This is a genomic window from Micromonospora sp. NPDC048843, assembly GCF_040649965.1.
Taxonomy (GTDB): Bacteria; Actinomycetota; Actinomycetes; order Mycobacteriales; family Micromonosporaceae; genus Micromonospora; species Micromonospora hortensis.
This window is the reverse complement of sequence record NZ_JBEZGJ010000004.1, coordinates 57431-79555: the sequence shown is the minus strand read 5'-3', so window position 1 is coordinate 79555 and position 22125 is coordinate 57431. Positions and strand designations below refer to the sequence as shown.

The window sequence follows — 22125 nt, the reverse complement described above, 5'->3', positions numbered from 1 at the left end:
GTGGTGGCGCAGGCCACCGGCTCGTAGCGTACGCAGCCTCGGACACATCAAGGAGAATGCATGCCTACAGTGGGAACGCGCTGGCGCACAGGCGTGGCCGTACTGTCCGCGACTGTGCTCGCCGCCCTCGGCGCGGCGCCGCAGGCGCAGGCGGCGGACGGCCCGCCGTCGATCGTCGTCCAGGACGGCGTCACCCAGCCGGTGTTCGGCTACGCCGACGCCATTCGAGAACGCCTGTTCATCGACTCCACCTTCGACAGCGACAACGACGGTCTGCGCGACATCATCGCGTTCGACCTGATGCGGCCGGCGGCGACCGCGCAGGGGCTCAAGGCCCCCGTGGTGATGGACGCCAGCCCCTACTACTCGACGGTCTGCCGAGGCAACGAGTCCGAATGCAAGGCGGACCTCGACGGCGACGGGCTGCTCGACAAGTGGCCACTGTTCTACGACAACTACTTCGTGCCGCGCGGCTACGCGGTCATCCTGCTGGACATGGTCGGCACCAACAACTCCACCGGCTGCCCGACCACAAACGCCAACCAGGACAACCTGAGCGCCAAGCAGGCCATCAACTGGCTCAACGGCCGGGCCACCGCCCGTAACGCCGCCGGCGAGGTCGTCAAGGCGGACTGGCACAACGGCAAGACGGGGATGATCGGCAAGTCGTACGACGGCTCGCTGGCGATGGCCACGGCGGTGACCGGCGTGAAGGGCCTGACCACTGTCGTACCCATCAGCGGACCGACCGAGTACTACGACTACGTGCGCAGCAACGGGGTGGTCACCCGTGGCAACAGCTACGTGTCCTCGCTGGCCAACACGGTCACCAACCCCGAGCGCCGGGACTACTGCAAGCCGGTGCGCGACGCGATAGGCGCCGCCGACGGCGACGAGCACGGCGACTACACGGCCTTCTGGAACGAGCGCAGCTACGTCAAGAAGGTCCCCAACGTCACCGCCAGTGTGCTGCTCTACCACGGCCTCAACGACGACAACGTCCGGCCGGACCACTTCAGCAAGTTCTGGTACGCCCTGGCGGAGAACAACGTGCCGCGCAAGCTGTGGCTGTCGCAGGAGGGCCACGTCGACCCGTTCGACTCGCGCCGCGCGGTGTGGGTGTCGACGCTGCACAGGTGGTTCGACTTCTGGCTGCAGAACGTCGCCAACGGCATCATGGACGAGCCGCGGGTGGACCTGGAGCGCTCCGCCGACGTGTGGGAGACCCACGCCGACTGGCCGGTCCCCGGCAAGGCCGACACGGAGGTGTTCCTCCAGCCCGGCACCACCGGCGCGGGCGGTCTCGGGCTGGTGCCCACCGCGAAGCCGGCGACCGGGGCGTTCCAGGACAGTCGCACGCAGAGCCAGAACACCATGATCCTCAACCCGGACGTGGTGCAGCCCAACCGGCTGGCCTTCCTCTCCGCGCCACTCACCGCGCCGCTGCACATCTCCGGCACACCCACAGTGCAACTGCGGGCCTCCGCCGATCAGACCGACACCAATCTCGGGGCGATCCTTGTCGACTACGGCACCGACGACCGGGTCGCGCACCGGGCCTCCGGCGAGGGGATCATCACCCTGACCACCGAGGACTGCTGGGGCCAGAGCAGCCCGACCGACGACGGCTGCTACAAGCAGACGACGAAGCGGGTGGCCACTGCCGACTACGAGCTGGTCACCAAGGGCATCATGGACGCCCAGAACCGGCAGTCGATCCGCGTCGCCGTGCCGCTGGTGCAGGGGGAGTCGTACAACTTCAGCTTCCCGTTGCTGCCCGAGGACTACGTCTTCAAGCCCGGCCACCGGATTGGCGTGATCATCGTGGCCAGCTACCCGCAGTACTCCAGCCAGGCGGACACCACCGCCGCGAACCTCCAGGTCGCGCTGAAGAGCAGCAACATCGTCCTGCCCGTGGTCGGCGGCACCGCCGCCGCACACGCCGCCGGCCTCTGACCGGCTGACCGACGGGCCGCCCTGCGCGGCTCGTCACCGGGGCGGCCCGGCGATCAACCCTCCACCGAGGGCTACCGATCGCCGGGCCGATCGGTCGTCATTGGAGGACCGCTGAGGGGCGGCGGTAAGGGTCGGTCGCGGCACCTGGTGGCGCTGCGTCCCACGTACGAGGTCCGGATCGGCGGCGAGAAGGCGGCAGAGGTCCGTAAGAAGCTGCTCACGCCGTTTCGCGACAGGTTCACCATCGACGTGCCGGGGCCTGATGACCTGGAAATGAAGGGTGACCTGCTCGACCACGAGTACGTGATCGAGCGCGGCGGCACCGAGGTGGCCTCGGTCTCCAAGCGGTGGCTGACGATCCGGGACACCTAGGCCGGGCACCGCGCCCCTGCTCGCGGCGTTGGATGTGCTGGGTTCGGCCGTGCGGTCCGGACAGCCGCCCGAGCGTGCGGACACCACTATGGCATTGACAGAGATTTATCTCCCGGTCCACACTCTCTGTGCGAGAGAGCGCTCTCCGCGCCGTTCGGTACCTCCTCCGCCACCGCCGGTCCGCAGTCGACCTGCCGCCGGGAGCTGGAAGGAATCGCCATGAACCGTGCACCGAGGATGTTCGGCATCGCCGCCGTGGTGCTCGCCACGCTCGGCCTCACGCCGACCGCGGGCTTCGCCGACCCGGGTCCGGCTCCGGACGCGCCGAGCGCTTCGCCCACCCTGGACATGGACCCCGCGATGGTCGCCGCCATGCGGAGGGATCTGCACCTCACCGACGCCCAGATCGTCAAGCGGGTACGGGTCGAGGCCACCGCGCCCGCTGTCGAGCGGCGGCTGCGCGCGAGGCTCGGCCCGTCGTTCGCCGGCGCCTGGATCCCGGAGGGCGGCGATCGCCTGACCGTCGCGGTCACCGACGCCTCCGCCATCACCGTGGTACGCGCGCAGGGCGCGGACGTGAGCGTCGTCTCCCGCAGCGAGAACCAGCTCAACGCTACGCTGGCGGCGCTCGACCGACACGGTGCCAAGGCCGGCGGTAGCGTCCACGGCTGGTACGTCGACGTCCAGGCCAACCGCGTCGTCGTGCGGGTGAAGCCCGGCGGCGAGGCAGCCGCCAGAGCGTTCGCCCGGCAGAGCGACGTCGCCGTCGACGCCATCGCCGTCGTCGAGGCCCCCGAAGCACCCCGGCCCCTGTACGACGTCCGCGGTGGCGACCAGTACGTCATCAACGGCAACACGCTCTGCTCGGTCGGCTTCGCGGTCGTCGGCGGCTTCGTCAGCGCCGGACACTGTGGCGGAGTTGGTAGCCCCACCCTCGGCTACAACAACGTCGCACAGGGCAGCTTCGCGGGCTCGTCCTTCCCCGGCAACGACTACTCGTGGATCCGTACCAACAGTTCCTGGACACCTCAGCCGTGGGTCAACAACTACTCCGGCGGCAACGTGACGGTGGCAGGTTCGCAGGACGCCGCGATCGGCAGCTCGGTGTGCCGGTCCGGCCGTACGACCGGCTGGCGCTGCGGCACGATTCTGGGCCGCAACGAGACGATCAACTATGCCCAGGGCGCCGTCTCCGGCCTGAGCCGCAGCAACGCCTGTGCCGAGCCCGGGGACTCCGGCGGCTCCTGGATCTCGGGGAACCAGGCGCAGGGCGTGACCTCGGGCGGGTCCGGTAACTGCAGTTCCGGTGCCACGATGTGGTTCCAGCCGGTCAACGAGATCCTCAGCACCTATGGACTCAGTCTGATCACCTCCGGCGGAGGCGGTAACACCCGCTTGATCAGTAACTGGAACAACAAGTGCATAGACGTGCCGTCGTCCAACTTCTCCGAAGGAGTACCGCTGCAGACCTGGGTATGCAATGGCACTGCCGCCCAGGCCTGGACGTTCAGCGGCGGGGCGTTGCGGTCCCAGAACAACAAGTGCATGGACGTCTCCGGCGGGTCCACCGCCAACGGTGCGGTCGTTCAGCTCTGGTCCTGCAACGGCACCGGTGCTCAGCAGTTCGTCCTGTCGGCGGCCGGCGACCTGGTGAATCCGCAGGCAAACAAGTGTGTCGACATCGACGGCTGGAACGGCAACGACGGCGCGCGTCTGATCATCTGGGACTGCGCCGGCACCGCCAACCAGAAGTGGCGGCAAGGCTGACCCCTTCAACGACGAGCTCACGGCCAGGCTCCGTCCCCTCGTCATGGCCCTCCCGGTTGGTACGCCACCGGCGGCGGCAAGGTCGGAGCGCGGCCACCGATGCGGTCAGCGACCGAGCCGGTCCTCGTCGCCGACAGTGCTGCACGCCGGCCCCCGGCGGCTGTCGGCGGGATCTGACCGAAGCTCGCGGGTGGTCGCCATGCACGTTCGGATGGTCCGGGGTACGTAGGCCGGGTCGCCGGCCGGGCACGGCCGCACACCTGGACGCCGCCGCGCAGCCGGCCGGTCGATGATGGTCGCCGTCCGGCCGCGCAGGTTGTTCGGAGCTGTCGGGCCTACCGGCGCATGGCGGGTCGCCTGCCGTGGGTCCACGCGCGCAACGCCCATTCCAAGGGGCCGTACCGGAACCGCCGCATCCACCAACGACTGGCTGCCACCTGGACCACAAAGATCGTCAGTGCGATGAGCAGCGTCTGCACCGGCGCGGTGTGGCCGGCCAGGCCCAGCCCGACGCCGGTGAAGACGAGCACGCAGATGAGCGACTGGCCCAGGTAGTTCGTCAGCGCCATGCGCCCCGCGGGCGCCAACGCGTCCGCGACGCGCGGACGCCGTGTGAACAGACGCAGCAGAGTCGCGGCGTAGGCCGCCGCGAGGAACGGCGCGGTGACGATGCTGACCATCAGGCCGGTCATGTTCGCCGTGCCGCCGCCGATCGCGAACACGGCGGCGCCGGCCAGGCCGACCGGATAGCCGACCCGCTCGCATCGGCGCAGCACGTTCTCGTGGGCGTGCGCGGCGGCGAGCATCCGGTGCTTGCCAGCGGCCAGACCGACGAGGAACGCGGCGAAGGCCAACGGTCCTTGCACGGCAAGGGCGCCGAGCATCGCCGGCAACGAGCGCAGGTGCTCGAGGACGACATCACCGAGCCCGCCGCGTAGGGCCTCCGTCGAACGCGCACCGGCGGTGACCGCGGCGGCCTGGTCCGGGACCACAGCGGCACCGAGAACCGCGGCCAGACCGACAACGAACGCGGTAACGCCCACGATGACCGCCGCCGTACGCAGGGCGGAGCGCGGCTCGATCCGCCGTATGGCGAGCAGTACGAGACCCAGCAACGCGTACGTGGTGAGGATGTCACCGTGGAACAGCAGCACCGCGTGCAGCGCCCCGAGTACGAACAACCCGGACAGCCGGCGTAGGAACGACCGGCCGAAGGCCGCCCCACGCCGGGCCGCCGAGTCGAGTTGCAGGGTGAAGCTGTAGCCGAACAGGAATGAGAACAGCAGGTACGCCTTCATCGCGAACAGCAGTTCGACGGCACCTGCCACCAGCCGGTCGAGCGCACCGTACGACGGATCGCTGACCAGTTGGAACGCATATCCGGAGCTGAAGTACCACACGTTCACCAGCAGGATGAGCAGCAGCGCAATCCCGCGCAACGCGTCGACGACGTTGATCCGGGCGCCGTCGATGCTCCCAGCGGTTGCATCCGGGACATGGCCCTGCTGGCCGGGGCGGAGCACAGTCATGACATCGCTCCTCGCGAGACGCTTGTGTCGGCGTACGAGGCAGCGACCGGTTCGCGGGTCACCGCGCGGCCACCGGGGCCATCGGCGGCGTTACGAAGCGACTTCAGAGCAGTGGAATCAGTCATGTCGTACAGCGTATGAGTGCACTAGCTGCCATCAACAGTGAGGCTGGCACCCGTATTTGTCCACGGGGTACCGTGACTGCACTAGTGCACGGGAGGCTGTTGTGGAGGAACCGCCGTACCGTCGGATCGCCGCCGATCTCGCGGACCGGATCTTGTCGGGCGAGCTCGCGCCCGGGGTGAGGATCCCGTCGACCCGGCAGCTCATGGCCGAGTACGGGATCGCGATGGCGACCGCGACGAAGGTCCTGGCAACGCTGCGCGAACGGGGTCTCGTTGAGCCCCTGCGGGGCGTCGGCACAGTGGTCGCCGCGGCCGGTGCGGGTAGAGCACCCGACCCTGATCGCGAGCAGGTGGTCGCCGCCGCCGTGGCCATCGCCGCCGCCGAGGGGTTGCACGGCCTGTCGATGCGCCGGCTCGCCGGCCAGCTCGGCATTCCGACGATGGCGATCTACCGGTACGTGGCCGACCGCGAAGAGCTGGTGCTGTTCATGATCGACAAGGTGATGGCCGACAACCCGCCCCCGGCCCTCACCCCGGACCACGACGGCTGGCGGGTCTGCCTGGAGGCCGTCGCCCAGTTGCAGTGGGCGATGTATCGTCGGCACACCTGGCTGGCCCAGGCGCTCTCCTTCACCCGGCCACTGCCGGCCCCGCACGCCATGGCCCACACCGAGTGGATGATGCGCGCCCTGGAGGGGCGCGGGCTCGACCTGAACGCACAGTTCACGGCGGCGGTGGCGGTGGCCAACTACGTGCGCGGCACGGCGGTGAACCTGGCCGAGGAGGCGCAGGCCGAGCAGGACAGCGGCCTGACCGACACCCAGTGGGTGGCGGCCCACGGAGAACGGATCGGCGCGGCTCTGGCCGACGGGCGGCTCCCGCTGATGGCCCGCTTCATCACCGCCGACGACATGGTCTGGAGCCTGGACACGCTCTTCGAGTTCGGCCTCCAGCGCCTCCTCGATGGCCTCGCCCCGCTCCTGCGCTGACGTCAGGGGCCTTTACCGGGCCGGCGGCAATGGAGACCGCCGGCGCGGCGCGATGTGGCGTCAGAGTCGGGAGGTGAAGGTGGCCAGGAAGCGGTGCGGGGTGACGACACCGGCGTTGTCGAAGCAGATGACGTCGACGTCGGCGTTTGTGGTGTACGTCCAGGGCTGGGTGAGGTGGCAGTAGTTGCTGCCGGTGCCCTGCGCCACCACCTGAACGTGCGTCTCCTTGAGGCCGACCTGCGGGAAGGTCGCCAGGTAGCGGCCGGAGGGCGCCAACGGTGCCACGGTGTTCGCACCGACACCGAGTACCGAGTTGTCGTTGGTCGGCCCGCCGACGGCGGTGCCCAGATAACCGAAGTACGACGGCGGTCCGAGCGAGCCGATCACCGGCCGCCGACGGTGGTACGAGAGGACGAAGTCGGTGTTGATGAACGCGCCGGCCTGGTCGTAGCAGAAGACGTACACCTGCACGCCGGTGCCAACGGCGCTCCAGGAGTAGACCTTGCAGCGACGCGGACCGGCGTTCGGCTGCACGGCGGTGACCTGCACGTTGCCCGCGAGCAGCCCGGCCAGTCCCACCCCGGGCAGCCGCACCAGGTACTGCCCGACGCCCAGCGGTCCGACAGTGTTCACCGCACCCGTGGAGTTGTACGACTGCGCCACCAGGCCGCTGCTCCACTGCGCGTACGCGTGGGCGGTGCCGGCCGGCAGCACGCCCGAGCTGGTCGTCCAGAGCACTGTGAACGGGGTGTCGTCGCGCGTGCCGCCCGGCTTGTGGCACTGCACGTCGACGATCTCGTCGGTGCCGGACTGGAACCAGCGGACCACCTCGCAGTAGTGACCGGTCCGGTTCACCGGGGTCACGTGCGGCACGCCCCGGGAACCGGCGCCGATCTGCGGGAAGCGGACCTGGAACCGGCCGGGCGCGAGCTTGATGCCGTCGGCCCAGGCGGCCGGAAACGCGGTCTTCCAGCTACCCCACTGCCGGCTGGTGTCCAGCACGGTCCAGGCCGACACTGTGGGGTCCTTGACGTACGCGAAGCCCCAGCGGTCGGCGGTGGCCGCCGCAGCCGGTGCCGGCGGCGCGAGTGCGCTGGCTGCCAGGACGGCGGCCAGCGCCGTGGTGACGAACGATCGGAGACGCATCTGTTCCTCCAGTCGACGGGAACATCTCGGAGAGGAGTGTGCGCGTAGTGATCTGATGGTCACAGTCGGCTACATCGTGCTCTGGTGTCGGCTGTCCGCTACTCGTGAGCGAGATTCTGAGCAGTGCTAGCACTTTGCTGACGCCTCGCGTCTGCTGCCGCTGACCGCACCGGCCGAGGCCTCGGGCACCCAGGGATCGGCGCGCGCCCACTGGCATTCTTCGGGTAACGACTCGACGACCTGCCCGGCGTGGTACCAATACCCGGATAGGCGAAGCCGGCAGGAATGGGCGGCCCATGTCGACAAGGGCAGCAGCGCTGCTTCGAAAACCCGGGCAACCCCAGCGACCGAGCCTTCTGGAACTCTTCTTCGACCTGGTCTTCATCTTTGCCCTCAATCGGGTCTCGCAGCGGCTGGTCGAGGAACTCACCGAGCAGCGTGTCGTCCTCATCGAGGCGGGCGAGACGCTGCTGTTGCTGCTGGCCTTCATCGTGCTGTGGTTCGTCACGGCGTGGGTCACCGACCTCTACGACCCGCAGCGGCCGCAGCTTCAGGTGCTGGTCTACACGGCCATGCTCGGGGCGCTGGTGATGGCAGTCGCGGTGCCGCACGCGTTCGGTGACAGAGGTCTGGCCTTCGCTGGTGCGTACGTTGCCGTCCACATCATCCGTGGGCTGGTCATCGTGCCGCTTCTGCGCGGCCACGAAGCTCAGCGCCGAGCGGCTGGAGTGTTCTTCTGGTTCACGTTGTCGGCAGTGCCGTGGATCGCCGGCGCGATCGTGACGGATCTGGCCCGCACCCTGTTGTGGACGCTCGCGATCGCCATCGACGGCGCGGCACTGCTGTTGTTCTATCCCGCACCGTGGTCCCGCCCCACCCAACGGCAGTGGCCCGTCCTGGCCGAATACCTGTCTGAGCGTTACCGACAATTCTTCATCATTGCCCTGGGCGAATTGATTTTGACGACCGGCTCGACCTACAGCGACACATCGTTTCGAAACGGCGGAGCGGCGGCAGCTTTCTCGGTTTCCTTCATCACCACTGTGCTGCTTTTCCGTGTCTACATCTTCAGGGCGGGCCAGCTGTTGCCCGAAGCCATCAGGGCCGCCGCTGAGCCCGCGCACCTAATCCGGGAGGCTTTCCTCGCGCATGTACTCATGGTGGCCGGGATCGTCGCCGTTGCCGTCGGATACGAGATCGTGATCGAACATCCGTTCGGGCATACCAACGCGGCGTGGATCCTCGTCGTCCTCGGCGGACCGATGCTCTTCCTGATCGGACGAGCCTTGGTGGAACATGCCGTCTTCGCCCGGGTGTCCCACTCTCGGATCATCGGCGCTCTGGCGCTTGCTGGCGCGTCGCCATTCATGATCTTCGTGCCGCCGCTGGCCGTGGCCGTCACCGCCGTCATCGTCCTCGCCGGCATCGCCGCTTCCGACGCGGTCCACGCCAAGGGGAAACCGCCCGAACGACCGCACCCGGCCAACTCCAGGCAGTGAGCATGGAACCTTCACCGACCCGTGATGGCCGCGATGGCGCTGTTGACGACGGTGGCCGTCACGGTGCTGGTCACGGCCGCCGCCGCGGCGTCGGCACCCCAGTTGCCCCGCTCGAGTTCCTTGGCCCGGCTGATCACCGATGACGTCCACGGGATCTCGCTGTGGAACTGCGGGAGCGTCCCGCTCGCCGAGAGCAGCGCCGCGAGCGCGGCGACCCGCGCCTGCGGCTCCGCGCCGTCCACGAGGACCTGCCGAACGTCGGCGAGCAAGCGGGCCCGTCGTTCGGTTCTGCCCTCCCGAAGGGCCGTCGTCCGGAACAGGCCGAGCACCTTACGGGGCTCCTGGTCGATGTCGCCTCGCGCGATGAGCCGCTCCAGCACTGGCTGGCGCAGGGCTGGACCGATCGCGGCCAGGGCCGTCTGCACCCCCCTCGGTTTCTCGGCGAGGTAGTCCCACGCGGGGCGTAGGAGGCCATCCGTCGGTGGGTGACCCGCCACGCTCCGGAGCCGTCCCCGGTCCGCACTGGTCAGGTGGCCGCCGAGGGTGAGGTCCGCGAGAACGGCGCCGCCGAGGACGTAGAAGAGGGTGTTCTCTCCCGCGATGGTCCCGGACCTGGGTTGGAACAGGAGCAGTAGGAGATCTTCCACCAGGGTCGGCGCGTACGACCGGGCGTCGAAGGTCATCGGCGCGGCTCCCAGCGGAAGAGTCGGGTGGCCAGAGCGACGGCGACGACGACCCAGCCGAGCGTGGGCGCGAGCAGGAGCAGGGAGTCGGTCACGGCGACACCGCCGTTCCAGGCGTTCATTGTCAGTTCGGTGGCCGCGCCGCCGGGCAGCAGCCGCTTGAGCCAGGCGAGGTTCTCGGTGCCGGTGATGCCCACCCAGCTGGCCATGGCGATCACCCCGAGGGTAACGGGCAGGGTGGTGACCTGGGCGTGTTCGGGGGAGTTCGTCAACCCGGCCGTGGCCAACGCCAAGCCGATCATCATGGCCACTGTCGCCAGGACCGCCACCACCAGCAGGGCGACGTTCGCCGGTGCGCCGGCGACCACTGCCAGGGCGGTCAGGATCGCTGTCACCTGCACCCCGGCGAGGACGACCACTGGCAGCAGGAGGCCGGCGAGGATGCCGGCGTCGCCTTCGGCGGTGGAGCGCAGCCGCTTGAGGAAGAGATTCTGTCGCCGGGACGCCAGGGTGGTGACGGCGGTGGCGTACAGCCCGAACGCGGCCACCGTGAACGTGACGATCGCGGCGATGTAGCCGAGGCTCCCGATGGCGGCGTAGGTCTCGTGCTGACGGACGAAGAACACACAGACCGCGACCGGGATGATGAGGCTGGTGATCAGCACCAGCCGGTTACGGAAGATCTGGATCAGTTCGCTGGACGCGATGGACAACACGGTGAGGCTCCTCGCGGAAGATCGAATCAACTGTTGATGGCGCGGAAGACGTCGTCGAGGCGGGTCGGCCCCGCCGCCAGGTCCCGCAGTTCCACGACGTGGTCCTGCGCCCAGCCGAGCAGGAGGTGCAGGTCCTTCTGCAGTTCGAAGGTCTCGACAACTACCTTCCCGTCCGCGTCGACGGTGGCCCGCACCGGCAGCGTCGGCACCGGTGCCGGGAGGGAGAAGCGGATGACAGCGGGCAGGGTGCGGGTCAACTCGGAGACGGTGCCTTCCCTGTGGAAGGCGCCCTCGTGCATCAGCCCGATCCGGTCCGCGCGCTGTTGTGCCTCCTCCAGGTAGTGCGTGGTGAGCACGATGGTCGCGCCGTTCTCCCGGAGCCGGTCCACCGTCGCCCAGACCGCATCGCGGGACTGGATGTCGAGGCCTGTGGTCGGCTCGTCCAGGAAGATCAGCTCCGGGGTGCCGTAGACCGCTGTGGCGAAGTCCAGCCGCCGCTTCTCCCCGCCGGACAACTGCGACACCTTGCGGCCGGCTCGGCCGGTGAGGTCGACCATGTCGAGCACCCGGCCGACGTCGTCGGTGCGTCGGGTGAGCCGACCGATCAGACCGACGGACTCACGGACGGTGAGGTCCGGGGAGAATCCGCTCTCCTGGAGCATGACGCCCATTCGGGGACGTACCGCTCTCCGGTCGTCGGGGCTGTGCCCGAAGACGCGTACGGTGCCCGAGGTTGGCCTCCGATGTCCCTCGACAACCTCAAGGGTCGAGGTCTTTCCGGCTCCGTTGGTGCCCAGCAGCGCGTAGAGCTCTCCGGGTCGCACCTCGAAGGTGACGTCCTTGACGGCGTGGAAGTCGCCATAGGTGAGGTTCAGCCGGTCGACTTCGATGACGGGTGTGGTGGACATACACCAATGACAGCGCGGGCGCCGCCGACCCGTCAGTGGCGCCACGTCATCACCGCATGTGACGTGGTGTCACTGGTCGGCGCCTCTGGCTGCCGGATACTGACATGGTGACCGCGAGAACGCCGCGCTTCACCGAGTCGACGCAGGGGAGACTGCGCCGGCTCAACCTCGCCACGTCACTGCCGCCGGTGGTGTTCGCCGCGGTGGTCCTGCTCTGGACCGACGCGCGTAGCTGGTGGCACATCGTCGTCCTGGCGCCGGGTGCCGTGGCGGCCGTGGTGGCCTTCGAACGGTGGACGGCAAACGACCTCGCCCGGGTCGCGCTGCCCTGCCTTGTTGTGGCGGCAGCGGTCTGGCCCCTCGGGGTCCTGGTGACCGGCAGCCCCAACGCCTACTGGGGTGTCTGCGCCGTAGGCTCGCTTGCCCTGCGCGAGGTGCGACGGCGTCGGGCTCTGACGATGGCCGGGCTGTTCACCTACGTCGCCGCCGTCGGCGCGGCACGGCTGCTGGTGCAGCGGGACGACATAGGTCACGTCCTGGTCACCTACGTTCTCATCCCGACCGCTCTCACCGTCGTCGTGACGGCCTTCACGGTGGTCGGCGAGCGGTTCTACGACCTCATCCGGGAGCTCGAACAGACTCGGGAACGCGAGGCGGAGCTGGCCGTGGTCCGGGAGCGCGTACGGTTCGCCAGCGACCTGCACGACATCCAGGGCCACACCCTGCACGTGGTCAAGCTGAAGATCGCCCTGGCCCAGCGACTGCTGCTCCGCGACACCGCTCGGGCGGAGAAGGAGCTGCGGGAGACGTACACGCTGGTCAGCGACACCATCGCGCAGACCAAGGAACTCGCCTACGCACAACGGCGGCTCAACCTCACCGCGGAGATTGAAAACGCGAAGAACCTGTTCGAGGCCGCCGGCATCCGGGTCCGGGTCACCCGGGAGGCCGAGGTCGATCCCCGCGCCAGTGAGCTGCTCGGGCAGGTGCTGCGGGAGACGACCACGAACATCCTGCGGCACGCGCAGGCCACCCAGGTGCAGATCACGCTCGCCGCGTCGGGCATCACCATCGTCAACGACGGCGTGACCGCCAGCACGCCCCCGGAGCTCAGGGGGCTGGCGGCACTGAGGCAACGGGTGGCGGGCGACGGGGGTGAGCTGACGGTGGAACAGAAGGACGGGCGGTTCCTGACCGCGGCGGTCTTGCCACCCGCTCGGGCCGACGCGCCCCCGACGGTCAGCGGGAAGGACGGCCGATGACTACCATCGTGCTCGCCGACGACGAGGCGCTGCTGCGCACGGCCCTGGCCGCGCTGCTGCCGATGGAGGGCGACATCACCGTTCTCGCCGAGGCGCAGGACGGCCGGTCGGCGATCGCCGCCACCCTGCGGCACCGGCCCGACGTGCTGGTCATCGACCTGGAGATGCCGGGCGTGGACGGCCTGGGCGCCGTCGCCGAGATCCGCCGCGAGCGACCGGAGCAGGTGATCCTCATGCTGACCCGGCACGCCCGCCCCGGCGTGCTGCGCAAGGCGCTGAAGCTCGGCGTCCAGGGCTTCGTCAGCAAGTCCGCCGAGCCGGCCCACATCACCTCGGTCATCGCCACCCTGCACTCGGGGAAACGCTGGATCGACCCGGACGTGTCAGTCCTCGCCGTCACCGAGGACAGCCCCCTCACCGACCGGGAAGCCGACGTCCTGCGGGTCACCGGCGAGGGCTACTCGGTCGCCGACATCGCCGCTCGGCTCCACCTCGCTCCGGGCACCGTCCGCAACTACCTCTCCAACGCGATGCGCAAGACCCAGACCCGGACCCGCCACGACGCGGCCCGCTACGCCCGTGAACACGACTGGCTGTAGACGGCCGGCGTGATCAGCGACATCACCCTCTACGTCCGGCCCTTGCCGGCGCTCACCTGCTGATGGCTCGTCTCGGGCCCGACCTGGCCCGGCGCAACGGACAGCCGGGCCTGGCTCGGCTGATCCCGTTCGCCAGCGGCGCGATGCACTCGATGGCCGCCACCGGCGAACGGAGGATCATGCCGAAAGTGGCACCCCGGTAGCAGCATCTGCTGCCAGCGATCGCCGCCGAGAACCCGCCGCCGAGACCTAGTCGGGTAGGTGTTGGCGCTCCCGCACCTCGCTCTCCTGGGGGAGTGGAACCGGCCCGGGGAGGGAGGCGTCACGGTGTTGGCTCGGCGAGGGTGCTGGTATGCCCGCTTACAGAGGTCGTCGCTGGGCGTACGGCGCCTTGGCTTGGTTGATCTTCTTTGTGGTGTCCCACGTGCTCCTGGTGTTCTTCCCCGGGCCCGATCCCACCGGTGATGGACAGTGGGGCATGAGGGCCTACGTGATCTTCAACGTGGTGCTCATCTCCATGTCAGCCATCGGAGCAGCCGTCGTTCTGGCCACAGTCCGCCCGCCGGCTCGGCGTCTTCCCCAATGGTTACTGCTGGTGCCACTGTTGTTCGGCAGCATGCTGCTCGTCATCCGGGGTGTTCCAGGAATGGTCGAGAATCTTCTGATGGTCACCGGTGTCCGTCGCGGTGGTTTCGTGGGGGCGGCGGACATCTCGGCGGGCGAGTTCTGGACCGGCATCGGAGTCAACACCTACTTTTTCGCAGGAGCGGTGTTGCTGGTTGGGACAACCGTCTCCTACGTCCGACGATCAGCGGGCCCGTCTCGGTGAGGCGTACCGGCGTCCGCGCGGGCGATCTCCTCCCGCAACAGAGTCGCCTCGTCGTCGCGGTCACAGAGCAGCAGCACAGTGAACTCTGGCTGGCCGAACGGGCTCGCCCAGTGATGAACGGCCTGCGCCAGGATCTGGAACAGTGTGTGCCGATCCTCGGCACTGCTCGACAGCACCCGAGGCGCGTTCTCGACGACGATGAGATACCCGTCCGCAGGCAACCAGTGCAGATCACGGAGACATTCGGACAACGCGTCCCAGTTCCAACCGAAGTAGCCGGGAAAGAGCAGCGCGTCGGAGAACTCGTAGAAGGTGTGGTCCGCGTCCGTCATCCTCGTTCCGTCGAGCCGGGCGACGACGAACCTGCCCGCTTCCGGTAACACCGCCGCCACCTCGACCAACTGACTGCGCGAGCAGACCTCGATCTGATCGGTGGAGCCGCTCCGCCAGTTGCTCATCGGACGATGACCAGGTTGGCCATGTCGACGACCGGCAGGTAGCCGAGGGCGGCGTAGATCTTGTTCGACGTCGGGTTGGCCTGGTCGGTGAACAGGCAGACCCGCGCGCCGTCGGCCTGGATTCGGCGGGAAACCTCGGCTACCGCGTTGCTGGCCCAACCACGTCCGCGCTGGACCGGCGGTGTGTACACCGGGCCCAGGCGGGCCACCCCGAACGACTGTGGGTTGGCGCCGGTGAGGTGCACCGGCTCCCCGGTCTCGTCGACCCAGAACCACAGCCGTCCGGCTCGGATCCGACGCAGCACCTCCGCGTGGTCGAGCGCTTCGTGCGCACTCGTACCGGGCGGGCGGCCCGCCTGTTCGTCGGCGTCACCCGTGAACGCGGCGAGCCACTGCGTGACCAGTCCCGCGTCGTCCTCGGTCGCGGTCGCCAGGCTGCCCCGCACCGGTGGTGGCCCCGTCAGCTCGCCGAGCTCGTGCAGCCGTGTGTGCTGGGTGACCTGGACTTCACCCCCGCCGAGTCGGGCCAGCGCGGAGGCGCACAGCTCAGCGGCGGGCAGGGCCCCGTTGACAGCGAGGACCTCCTCCCCGCGCTCGTGCAAGGTGTGGGCCAGCGCAACGGCCGCCTCGTCGGGCATGGGCAGCAGGAACGGCGGATAGGGGGCATACGGCGCCGAGCGCATCCCGGCACCGACCACGGCACCGGAGTCGTCGCTGACCACCAGCCACCAGTTGCGGTCGGGCTGCGGGATCCCGTCGGCCCGCTGCGTTAACAGCCGGTGCGCGATGGTGGTCACGACAGTGCTGACGACCGGATCGGCGCCCAGGTAGTCACCCGCAACGGCCAGGAACTCGCCCGGATCGCTGAGGAACCGCAGCCGCAGTCCGGTCCTCGGGACAATGCTCATCCGCGTACGTTAGCCACCGCCCACCAGATCGAGACAGGAATTTTGTGCGGCCCGAGGACCTGTAAGCGCTAGCCAGCCGTGCGGCGGGCGCACGGTTGGTCTAGGCCGGGCGGGGTACACCGCCGCGAGTGGCGCGGGGGCTGGGCTCACCCGGCTTGGCCACCGAAGGTGCTTCGGAGGGGCCGATGTCGGGTGCATCAGCGCGGTCAAGCGGGCCCGGGATGTGCGATGACGTGGTGGAGCTGCGGGTACACGGCGCCGCCAGCGCAAGCGCCGCCCAGGTGTTGAACGTGGCGCAGGTCGAGCAGGTCGCGGGCGACCGCAGTGGGGGCTTCTACCGACCCCAACGCCCATGTTCGTGCGGCAGCGGTGAACGGGTGACGGAGGCGTACCGCTGGGGTGACCTGCCCGCCGGAAGCGTGGTCCGAACACTGACGCTGGTGTTCCTCCTGCCGTTCATGCTTGCCAACCTGGCGATCTGGATGCGACCGGCGAGCCCTGGCTCCGACGCGATTGTCAGATCCCTGTGCCGGTTGTTGGCGCTCACCCTCACCGCGCTCTACGTGCTGGCCTTCGTCGGCGTCACGCTGGACCTGGTCGCGTGGAAGTGCATGGGCTCGTCAGGCTGCCTGGCCGGGCGCACCTGGTTGTCCTGGTTGGGTGGGCAACCCGTGGGCCTGCGCCTCGCGGTACTCGCTGTGGTTCCGGCCGCCGCCATCGGCCTGCTCTGGCGGGCCAGCACCCGGCCGGGAAAGATGTTCGACGCGTTCCGCGCTCCGGCGGACGAGGTCTCCGAGCATCGACTCAGCGGGATCGGTCAGTGGGACGCCGGGCCGCTGGTGGGTCGGCTGCGCTCGATCCACGTCGCGGCGGCGTTCGCGACACTGGACGTCGCACTGCTTGCCGCCCGAGCCGCGAACGGCGCCTCGGCCAGCACGATCGCGTTGGCCGTGGCCACCGGGACGGTGCTGGCCAGCTGCGTGGTCCTGCTCTGCCTGCCACCGCTGCTCGACCGGGCCGCCTCGGATCAGCGACTGGACCGAATCACCCGCACGGTACGGACGGTAGCCGTGGCCCTGACCATCGTGGTGACGGTCCACGTCCTCGCCAGCCCGGCGCCGTGGCGCGAGGTGGGAGGCCTGCCCGGCTACGGCGCACTACTCACCTCGCTGTTCGTTGCGCAGACGATCCTGCTGGCCGCCCTCGGCGCTGTGCTGCTCTGGCGCCGGGGTCGACGGCGGGACGCCATCCCGCTGCTCGGGCTGGGCGCGCTGGTGATGGCGGCCAGCGCGGTCAGTCTGGCGGTGGCAGTGTCCGCCGAGTTCGTCTACCGGGTGGCGGATTTCCTGGATCGCGACGCGCCGACCGGAGAGGGTCTGGCCTCCGGTCTGCCGCCGGCGTTCACCTGGGCGATCTTCGGCTTTCTCCGGACAGTGCTGTTCACGCTGGTGGTAGCGGTTCCGGTCATTCTCATCTCTCGACGCCGTCGGCTTCGTGCTGCGGCGGCGATCGTCGCCTGCGACTACCCGGACCCCCCGCCCGCAGCCGCGACCCGGCTGCGGCAGGTGCAGAAGGCGATAGCCAGGGCCCGCTTCACGGAAAGACTGATTCCGTTGGCGGTGGTCTACGCCTGCCTGGCCGGGATCGGCACGGCCACCACCACCCTCGGTCTGCTGGAGTTGCTGCCGAGCGAGTCTGTGCAGCGGTACGCACGGGTGCCCGGCGACCTGATCACCTTCTCCATCGCGTTCGGGAGCTGGGGGATCGCGGCGATCATCCTCGGCCTGACCATCGGTGGAATCTTCGCCTACCGGACGGCCGAATTCAGGCGCCACGTTGGTGTCCTGTGGGACCTGGGCACGTTCTGGCCCCGGGCCGCCCACCCGTTCGCGCCACCCTGCTACGCCGAACGAGCGGTGCCGGAGTTGACCCGACGAATCACGTACCTGGTCGGACGCGGCAACCTCGTGCTGCTCACGGCACACAGCCACGGTTCGGTGCTGGCCGCCGCGACAGTGCTCCAGTTACCGCCGCAGGTCAGCAGTCGAGTCGCTCTGCTCACCCATGGGTCACCTCTGAGCCGACTCTACGCCCGACTGTTCCCCGCCTTCGTCGACGACGAGGTGCTGCACGAGATCGGCTCTCGCGTCGACTGGCGGTGGGTGAACCTGTGGCGTGACACCGACTCGATCGGCGGCTGGATATTCACCGCCCACCGGACAACCACGCCGGTAACCGTCCGCGGGACGGCGGCAACGGTGGACCGCCGGCTACGGGATCCCGCCGACGTGGTGCCGCTACCTGGCGACAGCGTCCCGCCGCCGATCCAGGGACACCGGCCCCGCGGATCGGAGCAGCGGTACGCCGAGGCCGCCCGCGAGTTGATCGAGCGCCTTCGCCAGCCGATGAACTCAGTGCCGCTTCCGGGCGACCCGCCGACCGGGCACTGACGAACCCGCGGCGGTGGCGCGGGCGTGCCCGAAGTACATGAGCTCCCAGATCGCGTCCTCGGCGAACGCCTCGACCACCTGTCCGCCCTTGTGGTGCTCGATCGTGAGCAGGCCGGCGAAGCGGAGGTAGGCGCCGTTGAACCGGACCAACCGGGCCGCTGCCCGCTTCAGCCAGGGCAGGTCCTTGGTGAGGGGATTGCGGACCAGGTCGCGCTCGCGGTCGAAGGTCACCACGTACGTGTCGTCGTCGTCCACGTAGGTGTAGCGGACGATGCCCGCCACCGGCTTGCCGGTCTTCGCGTCGGTGTAGACCCCGTCCCGCTCGAACGTCATCTTCGCTGGATCGTCGCCGATGATCCGGCCGTCGCGGGCCAGCATGAAGATGGGGATCTCGGCGAAGCCGTACTTTTCGGCGCCAGTGATGAACGACGCGATGACCGTGTACGGTCCGGCCTGCCCCCGTCCCCAGTACCAGTCGTTGATGATCTTCGGCAGCCCGACGTTGCCCCAGTTGTGGTCGTGGTAGCCGACGCCGGTCGTCTCGTGCCGCACCCCGTCGATCGTGTACGAGCCCCGCACGGCTCCCTGGGGCACCGAGGGCAGCCAGTTGAACTCGAGGTCGCCCTCCGGGCCGAACAGCATGTGCCCGGTGGCCGGACGCCAGGCCGGGACCTCGGACGTCAGTGTGAAGTCGACCCTCAGCCCCCCGGCGGTCGCCTGGATCCGGTACTCGCGCAGGCTCTCGCCGTGGAAGCGGTTGCCCGGCCCCATGCCGACGTCGGTACGCCCGCTCGCCGCCGACCAGTCCGCTGCGGGGATCGCGATCGTGTTGTGGGACATCGTCCCGTCAGGCAGTTCCAGGTTGACCCGGAGCTGCGGTGACAGCGGGCTACCCGCCGCGCCGAGGTCCTTGTTCATGAACACCACGACAACCTTCGCGCCGTCGTCGAGGTGGGCGTCGAAGTACCACCACTCGTACGACCCGGCGCGATTGTCGGTGCGGGCGCCGTCCTCCCATTCGCGTACCGCATCGCGCTCCAGCCCGAAGCGGGCATAGTCGTCGCTGAGCGCGGCGAGTTCGGGGTGATCGAACATGACTCTTCGTCTCCGTTGCTTCTGCAAGATCAAACTGTGCGGACGCCTCACAGGGTGGCGAATCCCTGACGCCAGGAGGGATGGGTCGGGCTCCAGCCAAGGTGCGTGCGGGCGTGGTGGTTGCTCGCTCCTCGCGCCCAGCCATGCCGCTCGCCCTCGGTCACCGCTGGCGCTGGCACATTGGCCGCCGCGCAGAACGCGGGCACCCATTGCGAGGCGGCGGCTGGCTCGTCGTCGCAGACGTTGACGACGCCGACGGGCCACTCCAGAGCAGCGACCGCGGCGGCGACGGCGTCGTCGACGTGCAGCAGGCTACTCACGTCCGCGTCGGCGGGGACCTTTCCGGCGGCGGCGAACTGGGCCATCAGACCGTCGCGGGCGTACCAGGTGCCCGGGCCGTAGAGGGTGCCGTACCTCAGCAGGACCCACTCGGGCGCCTCCTGGACGGCGGATTCGAGCGCGGCGGCACCGGCCACACTGGTCTGGCGTGGCTCTGGGGCGTCGAGGTCGAGCGGGGTCTGCTCGGCCGCGGGCTCGGCGCCCGGCTCGTAGGCCCAGGCGATGCTCTGCGCCACGATCCGGCGTACCCCGGCGGCGAGCGCCGCGTCGACCAGATTGCGGGTCCCGGTCCGGCGCAGTCGCGAATTGGCGGCGAAGTCGCCAGTGCTCAGGCTGGTCAGCTGGTGCATCACCACGTCGGGCCGGGCGTCGCGGACGGCGGCCGCGACCGCGTCCCGGTCGAGCACGTCGACGGCGACCGGGCCGTTGCGGGCCAACCCGATGACCTCATGCCCCCGGGCGGTCAGGATCGGCTCGAGCCGGCGGCCGATGACGCCGGTCGAACCGGCGAGAACGATACGCATGACGTGCCTCTTCCGTCAGTTCGGCCGGATTGAGCGGCGGTTCTTACGCTGTTCGAGCTCGTCGGGGCTCACCAGCACCAGCATTTCCTGGCCGGGCGCGCACACCATCACGACCAGGAACTTGGTCACCTGATCGGACAGGTTGTTGGCCGACCGGTAGTGGATGACGTCGCCGCCTGGCTCCCAGAACGCCTCACCGGCCTTGATCACCCGTTCGGGCTCGCCCTCCAGCTCGAAGATCATCTCGCCCTCGAGCAGGTAGCCGAAGACCGGGCCGGAGTGCCGGTGTGGCGGCGTGCCCGGGTCGCCCGGTGGCAGTTCGATCGTCGCTGTCATCACGTGGGAGCCATCCGGCAACTCCGGTGGCATGGCCGTGCCCAGCAGCACGATCTCGTTATTTCCGATCTTCATGGTCTGCATGAGTCGAACGTATCCCCGACCGGACCAGCAGGATGGACCAGTTGGTGACCGGTCTGATGGACCAGTTGGCAGAGTCCGGACAGTGCCTCCTGCCAGGCGTGAGCCGGCGGCGCCGCGTATCCGAGGACCAGGGCTGCCGCCTGCCGCTCATCCGCGGGATCGTGCCAGTAGCCGTTGCCGTGCAGGCCGATCAGGCGCAGTCCCTCGCGGCGTCCGGCCTGGATCAGCCAGCGCTCCTCCGCCACGGAAGCCAGCGGTAGCAGCGCGTGTACGCCGGCAGCGATGCCCTTCAGCGCAGTGGTGGTCACCTCGGCAAGGCGGGCGGCCAGCTCGGTCCGGCGACGTCGGTAGGTCAGGCGCATGCGGCGGATGTGCCTGTCGTAGTCACCGTGCGTGAGCAGGTCGGCCATCGTGAGCTGGTCGATCGCGGAAACTGCGGCGCCGGCCTCCACGATCGTCGTCGTCAGTTCGCGACGCAGTGGCTCGGGTACGACGAACCAACCCAGGCGGACGCCCGGCGCCAGCGACTTGCTCGTGCTGCCCGCGTACACGATTCGCTCTGGTGCCAGCGCCTGCATGGCGCCCACCGGCCGCTGGTCGTAGCGGAACTCGCCGTCGTAGTCGTCCTCGATCAGGAACGCGTCGTGCTTCCGTGCCCACGCGATGAGCCGGTAGCGGTGCCGTGGGGCGAGCACCACCCCGGTCGGATGCTGGTGCGCCGGGGTGAGCAGCGCGGCCTGACCCGCCGCGTCATCCGGGTCGGCCCCGCCGGGGCCGACGGTGAGCGGGGTGACTGTCAGGCCCGCAGCACGCAGCACCGTGCGGTGATGGGCCAGACCAGGGTTCTCGGTGGCGATGGCGCGGACGCCGCGCCGGTGCAGCGTCCGCGCCAGCAGGGAGAGGCCCTGGGTGAGGCCCGCCGTGATCACCACAGCCTCCGGGTCGCAGAGCACCCCCCGAGTGCGCGCGAGATAGCCGGCCACCGCCGCCCGCAGTGCGGGTAGCCCGGTCGGTTCGGAGTAGTCCAGCGTGCCGCGTGGAGCCGTCGTCAGCGCCCGGCGGACGCTGTCCGCCCAGGCCGTTCGGGGGAACGACGCGAGGTCGGGAATCCCCGGCCGCAACTCGATCAATGGCCCTGCCGGGGGCGACGGCCGCGGTTGTCCGCGCGTGCCGGGCGGATCATGGAGCACGTCCGCGACCCGGGTGCCCGAGCCGGGTGCCGCCAGCAGCCACCCTTCCGCCACCAACTGCGCGTACGCCTGCACCACGGTGCCCCGGGCCAAGCCCAGGTCGGCGGCCAGGCTCCGGCTGCCAGGTAGGCGCGACCCGGCCCGCAGCCGGCCGGTCCGAATGCTCTCCCGTAACGCGCTCTCCAGCGAGCGACCCGGGGAACCCGCACTCCGATCGAACTCCAGATGCAGGTCAAGCGACTTCGTCACTCAGCAACGATCCCATTCGCGCGAGCGGCACCGGCAGGTTCGGCGACGACTCAGGCGCCAGACCATCGACCTCGACGTACGTGCCGTCGACGAACCACGCGTCGCCAGGCGC

The 22125-nt window shown here is 69.3% G+C and carries 20 protein-coding genes; 9 read left to right on the top strand and 11 right to left on the bottom strand.

Going from position 1 to position 22125, the window contains the following annotated elements; all coding sequences use genetic code 11:
- The first annotated feature begins 60 nt into the window (after nt 1-60).
- The 3 genes from AB0C20_RS02070 to AB0C20_RS02060 all read left to right on the top strand — a co-directional run bounded on the left by AB0C20_RS02070 (nt 61) and on the right by AB0C20_RS02060 (nt 4095).
- Entirely contained in the window at nt 61-1956 is a 1896-nt protein-coding gene (locus AB0C20_RS02070; protein WP_357567028.1) for a CocE/NonD family hydrolase, read from the top strand.
- 147 nt (nt 1957-2103) lie between these two features.
- Entirely contained in the window at nt 2104-2328 is a 225-nt protein-coding gene (locus AB0C20_RS02065) for a hypothetical protein (protein ID WP_357567026.1), read from the top strand.
- Between the two features lie 219 nt (nt 2329-2547).
- Entirely contained in the window at nt 2548-4095 is a 1548-nt protein-coding gene (locus AB0C20_RS02060) for a ricin-type beta-trefoil lectin domain protein (protein WP_357567024.1), read from the top strand.
- 335 nt (nt 4096-4430) lie between these two features.
- Here AB0C20_RS02060 and AB0C20_RS02055 read toward each other — a convergent pair whose 3' ends face one another.
- Nucleotides 4431-5624, bottom strand: coding sequence for a DUF418 domain-containing protein (locus AB0C20_RS02055; protein WP_357567023.1), 1194 nt, complete (start codon nt 5622-5624; stop codon nt 4431-4433).
- Between the two features lie 226 nt (nt 5625-5850).
- Here AB0C20_RS02055 and AB0C20_RS02050 point away from each other — a divergent pair, with 226 nt between their 5' ends.
- Nucleotides 5851-6738 (top strand): TetR/AcrR family transcriptional regulator C-terminal domain-containing protein, encoded by an 888-nt coding sequence (locus AB0C20_RS02050; protein WP_357177571.1) that lies wholly within the window; start codon nt 5851-5853, stop codon nt 6736-6738.
- A gap of 60 nt (nt 6739-6798) precedes the next feature.
- On the opposite strand, the gene AB0C20_RS02045 is transcribed toward AB0C20_RS02050, so the two are convergent.
- On the bottom strand, nt 6799-7884 hold the full coding sequence (locus tag AB0C20_RS02045) for a hypothetical protein (protein ID WP_357177569.1): 1086 nt from the start codon (nt 7882-7884) through the stop codon (nt 6799-6801).
- Nucleotides 7885-8180: 296 nt separating this feature from the next.
- Here AB0C20_RS02045 and AB0C20_RS02040 point away from each other — a divergent pair, with 296 nt between their 5' ends.
- Nucleotides 8181-9383: a low temperature requirement protein A gene (locus tag AB0C20_RS02040; protein WP_357567022.1), complete on the top strand. Its 1203-nt coding sequence runs from the start codon at nt 8181-8183 to the stop codon at nt 9381-9383.
- Nucleotides 9384-9394: 11 nt separating this feature from the next.
- On the opposite strand, the gene AB0C20_RS02035 is transcribed toward AB0C20_RS02040, so the two are convergent.
- Genes AB0C20_RS02035 through AB0C20_RS02025 form a run of 3 tightly spaced genes read right to left on the bottom strand, consistent with a single transcriptional unit; the run spans nt 9395 to nt 11690 of the window.
- Nucleotides 9395-10066 (bottom strand): GPP34 family phosphoprotein, encoded by a 672-nt coding sequence (locus AB0C20_RS02035; protein WP_357177565.1) that lies wholly within the window; start codon nt 10064-10066, stop codon nt 9395-9397.
- Nucleotides 10063-10782, bottom strand: a complete 720-nt coding sequence (locus AB0C20_RS02030) for an ABC transporter permease (protein WP_357177563.1) — start codon at nt 10780-10782, stop codon at nt 10063-10065. The genes AB0C20_RS02035 and AB0C20_RS02030 overlap by 4 nt, the downstream gene beginning before the upstream one ends.
- A gap of 26 nt (nt 10783-10808) precedes the next feature.
- Complete coding sequence (locus tag AB0C20_RS02025; RefSeq protein WP_357177561.1) at nt 10809-11690, bottom strand: ABC transporter ATP-binding protein; 882 nt, start codon at nt 11688-11690, stop codon at nt 10809-10811.
- Between the two features lie 107 nt (nt 11691-11797).
- Between AB0C20_RS02025 and AB0C20_RS02020 the strand changes: the two genes are divergently transcribed.
- The 3 genes from AB0C20_RS02020 (at nt 11798) to AB0C20_RS02010 (ending at nt 14380) form a co-directional block, all read left to right on the top strand.
- Nucleotides 11798-12952 carry a histidine kinase gene (locus tag AB0C20_RS02020; protein ID WP_357567021.1) on the top strand — a complete coding sequence of 385 codons (1155 nt, stop codon included), beginning with the start codon at nt 11798-11800 and terminating at the stop codon, nt 12950-12952.
- A complete protein-coding gene (locus AB0C20_RS02015; RefSeq protein ID WP_357177557.1) occupies nt 12949-13551 on the top strand; it encodes a response regulator transcription factor in 603 nt (200 codons plus the stop codon). Before AB0C20_RS02020 ends, AB0C20_RS02015 begins: the two co-directional genes overlap by 4 nt.
- Nucleotides 13552-13975: 424 nt before the next feature.
- Nucleotides 13976-14380, top strand: coding sequence for a hypothetical protein (locus AB0C20_RS02010; RefSeq protein WP_357567020.1), 405 nt, complete (start codon nt 13976-13978; stop codon nt 14378-14380).
- On the opposite strand, the gene AB0C20_RS02005 is transcribed toward AB0C20_RS02010, so the two are convergent.
- Nucleotides 14347-14838, bottom strand: coding sequence for a barstar family protein (locus tag AB0C20_RS02005; RefSeq protein WP_357177553.1), 492 nt, complete (start codon nt 14836-14838; stop codon nt 14347-14349). The two genes, AB0C20_RS02010 and AB0C20_RS02005, sit on opposite strands and share 34 nt — an antisense overlap.
- Complete coding sequence (locus AB0C20_RS02000; protein ID WP_357177551.1) at nt 14835-15746, bottom strand: GNAT family N-acetyltransferase; 912 nt, start codon at nt 15744-15746, stop codon at nt 14835-14837. The genes AB0C20_RS02005 and AB0C20_RS02000 overlap by 4 nt, the downstream gene beginning before the upstream one ends.
- Nucleotides 15747-15967: 221 nt before the next feature.
- Here AB0C20_RS02000 and AB0C20_RS01995 point away from each other — a divergent pair, with 221 nt between their 5' ends.
- Nucleotides 15968-18196: a hypothetical protein gene (locus AB0C20_RS01995; RefSeq protein ID WP_357567019.1), complete on the top strand. Its 2229-nt coding sequence runs from the start codon at nt 15968-15970 to the stop codon at nt 18194-18196.
- Here AB0C20_RS01995 and AB0C20_RS01990 read toward each other — a convergent pair.
- From AB0C20_RS01990 to AB0C20_RS01975, 4 genes are read right to left on the bottom strand one after another with little or no spacing between them, the layout of a single operon-like run.
- Complete coding sequence (locus AB0C20_RS01990; protein ID WP_357177547.1) at nt 18158-19291, bottom strand: hypothetical protein; 1134 nt, start codon at nt 19289-19291, stop codon at nt 18158-18160. The two genes, AB0C20_RS01995 and AB0C20_RS01990, sit on opposite strands and share 39 nt — an antisense overlap.
- A gap of 47 nt (nt 19292-19338) precedes the next feature.
- Complete coding sequence (locus tag AB0C20_RS01985) at nt 19339-20154, bottom strand: NAD(P)-dependent oxidoreductase (RefSeq protein WP_357177545.1); 816 nt, start codon at nt 20152-20154, stop codon at nt 19339-19341.
- 15 nt (nt 20155-20169) lie between these two features.
- Complete coding sequence (locus AB0C20_RS01980; protein ID WP_357177543.1) at nt 20170-20574, bottom strand: cupin domain-containing protein; 405 nt, start codon at nt 20572-20574, stop codon at nt 20170-20172.
- Complete coding sequence (locus tag AB0C20_RS01975; RefSeq protein WP_357177541.1) at nt 20562-22013, bottom strand: PLP-dependent aminotransferase family protein; 1452 nt, start codon at nt 22011-22013, stop codon at nt 20562-20564. The genes AB0C20_RS01980 and AB0C20_RS01975 overlap by 13 nt, the downstream gene beginning before the upstream one ends.
- Nucleotides 22014-22125: the final 112 nt, after the last annotated feature.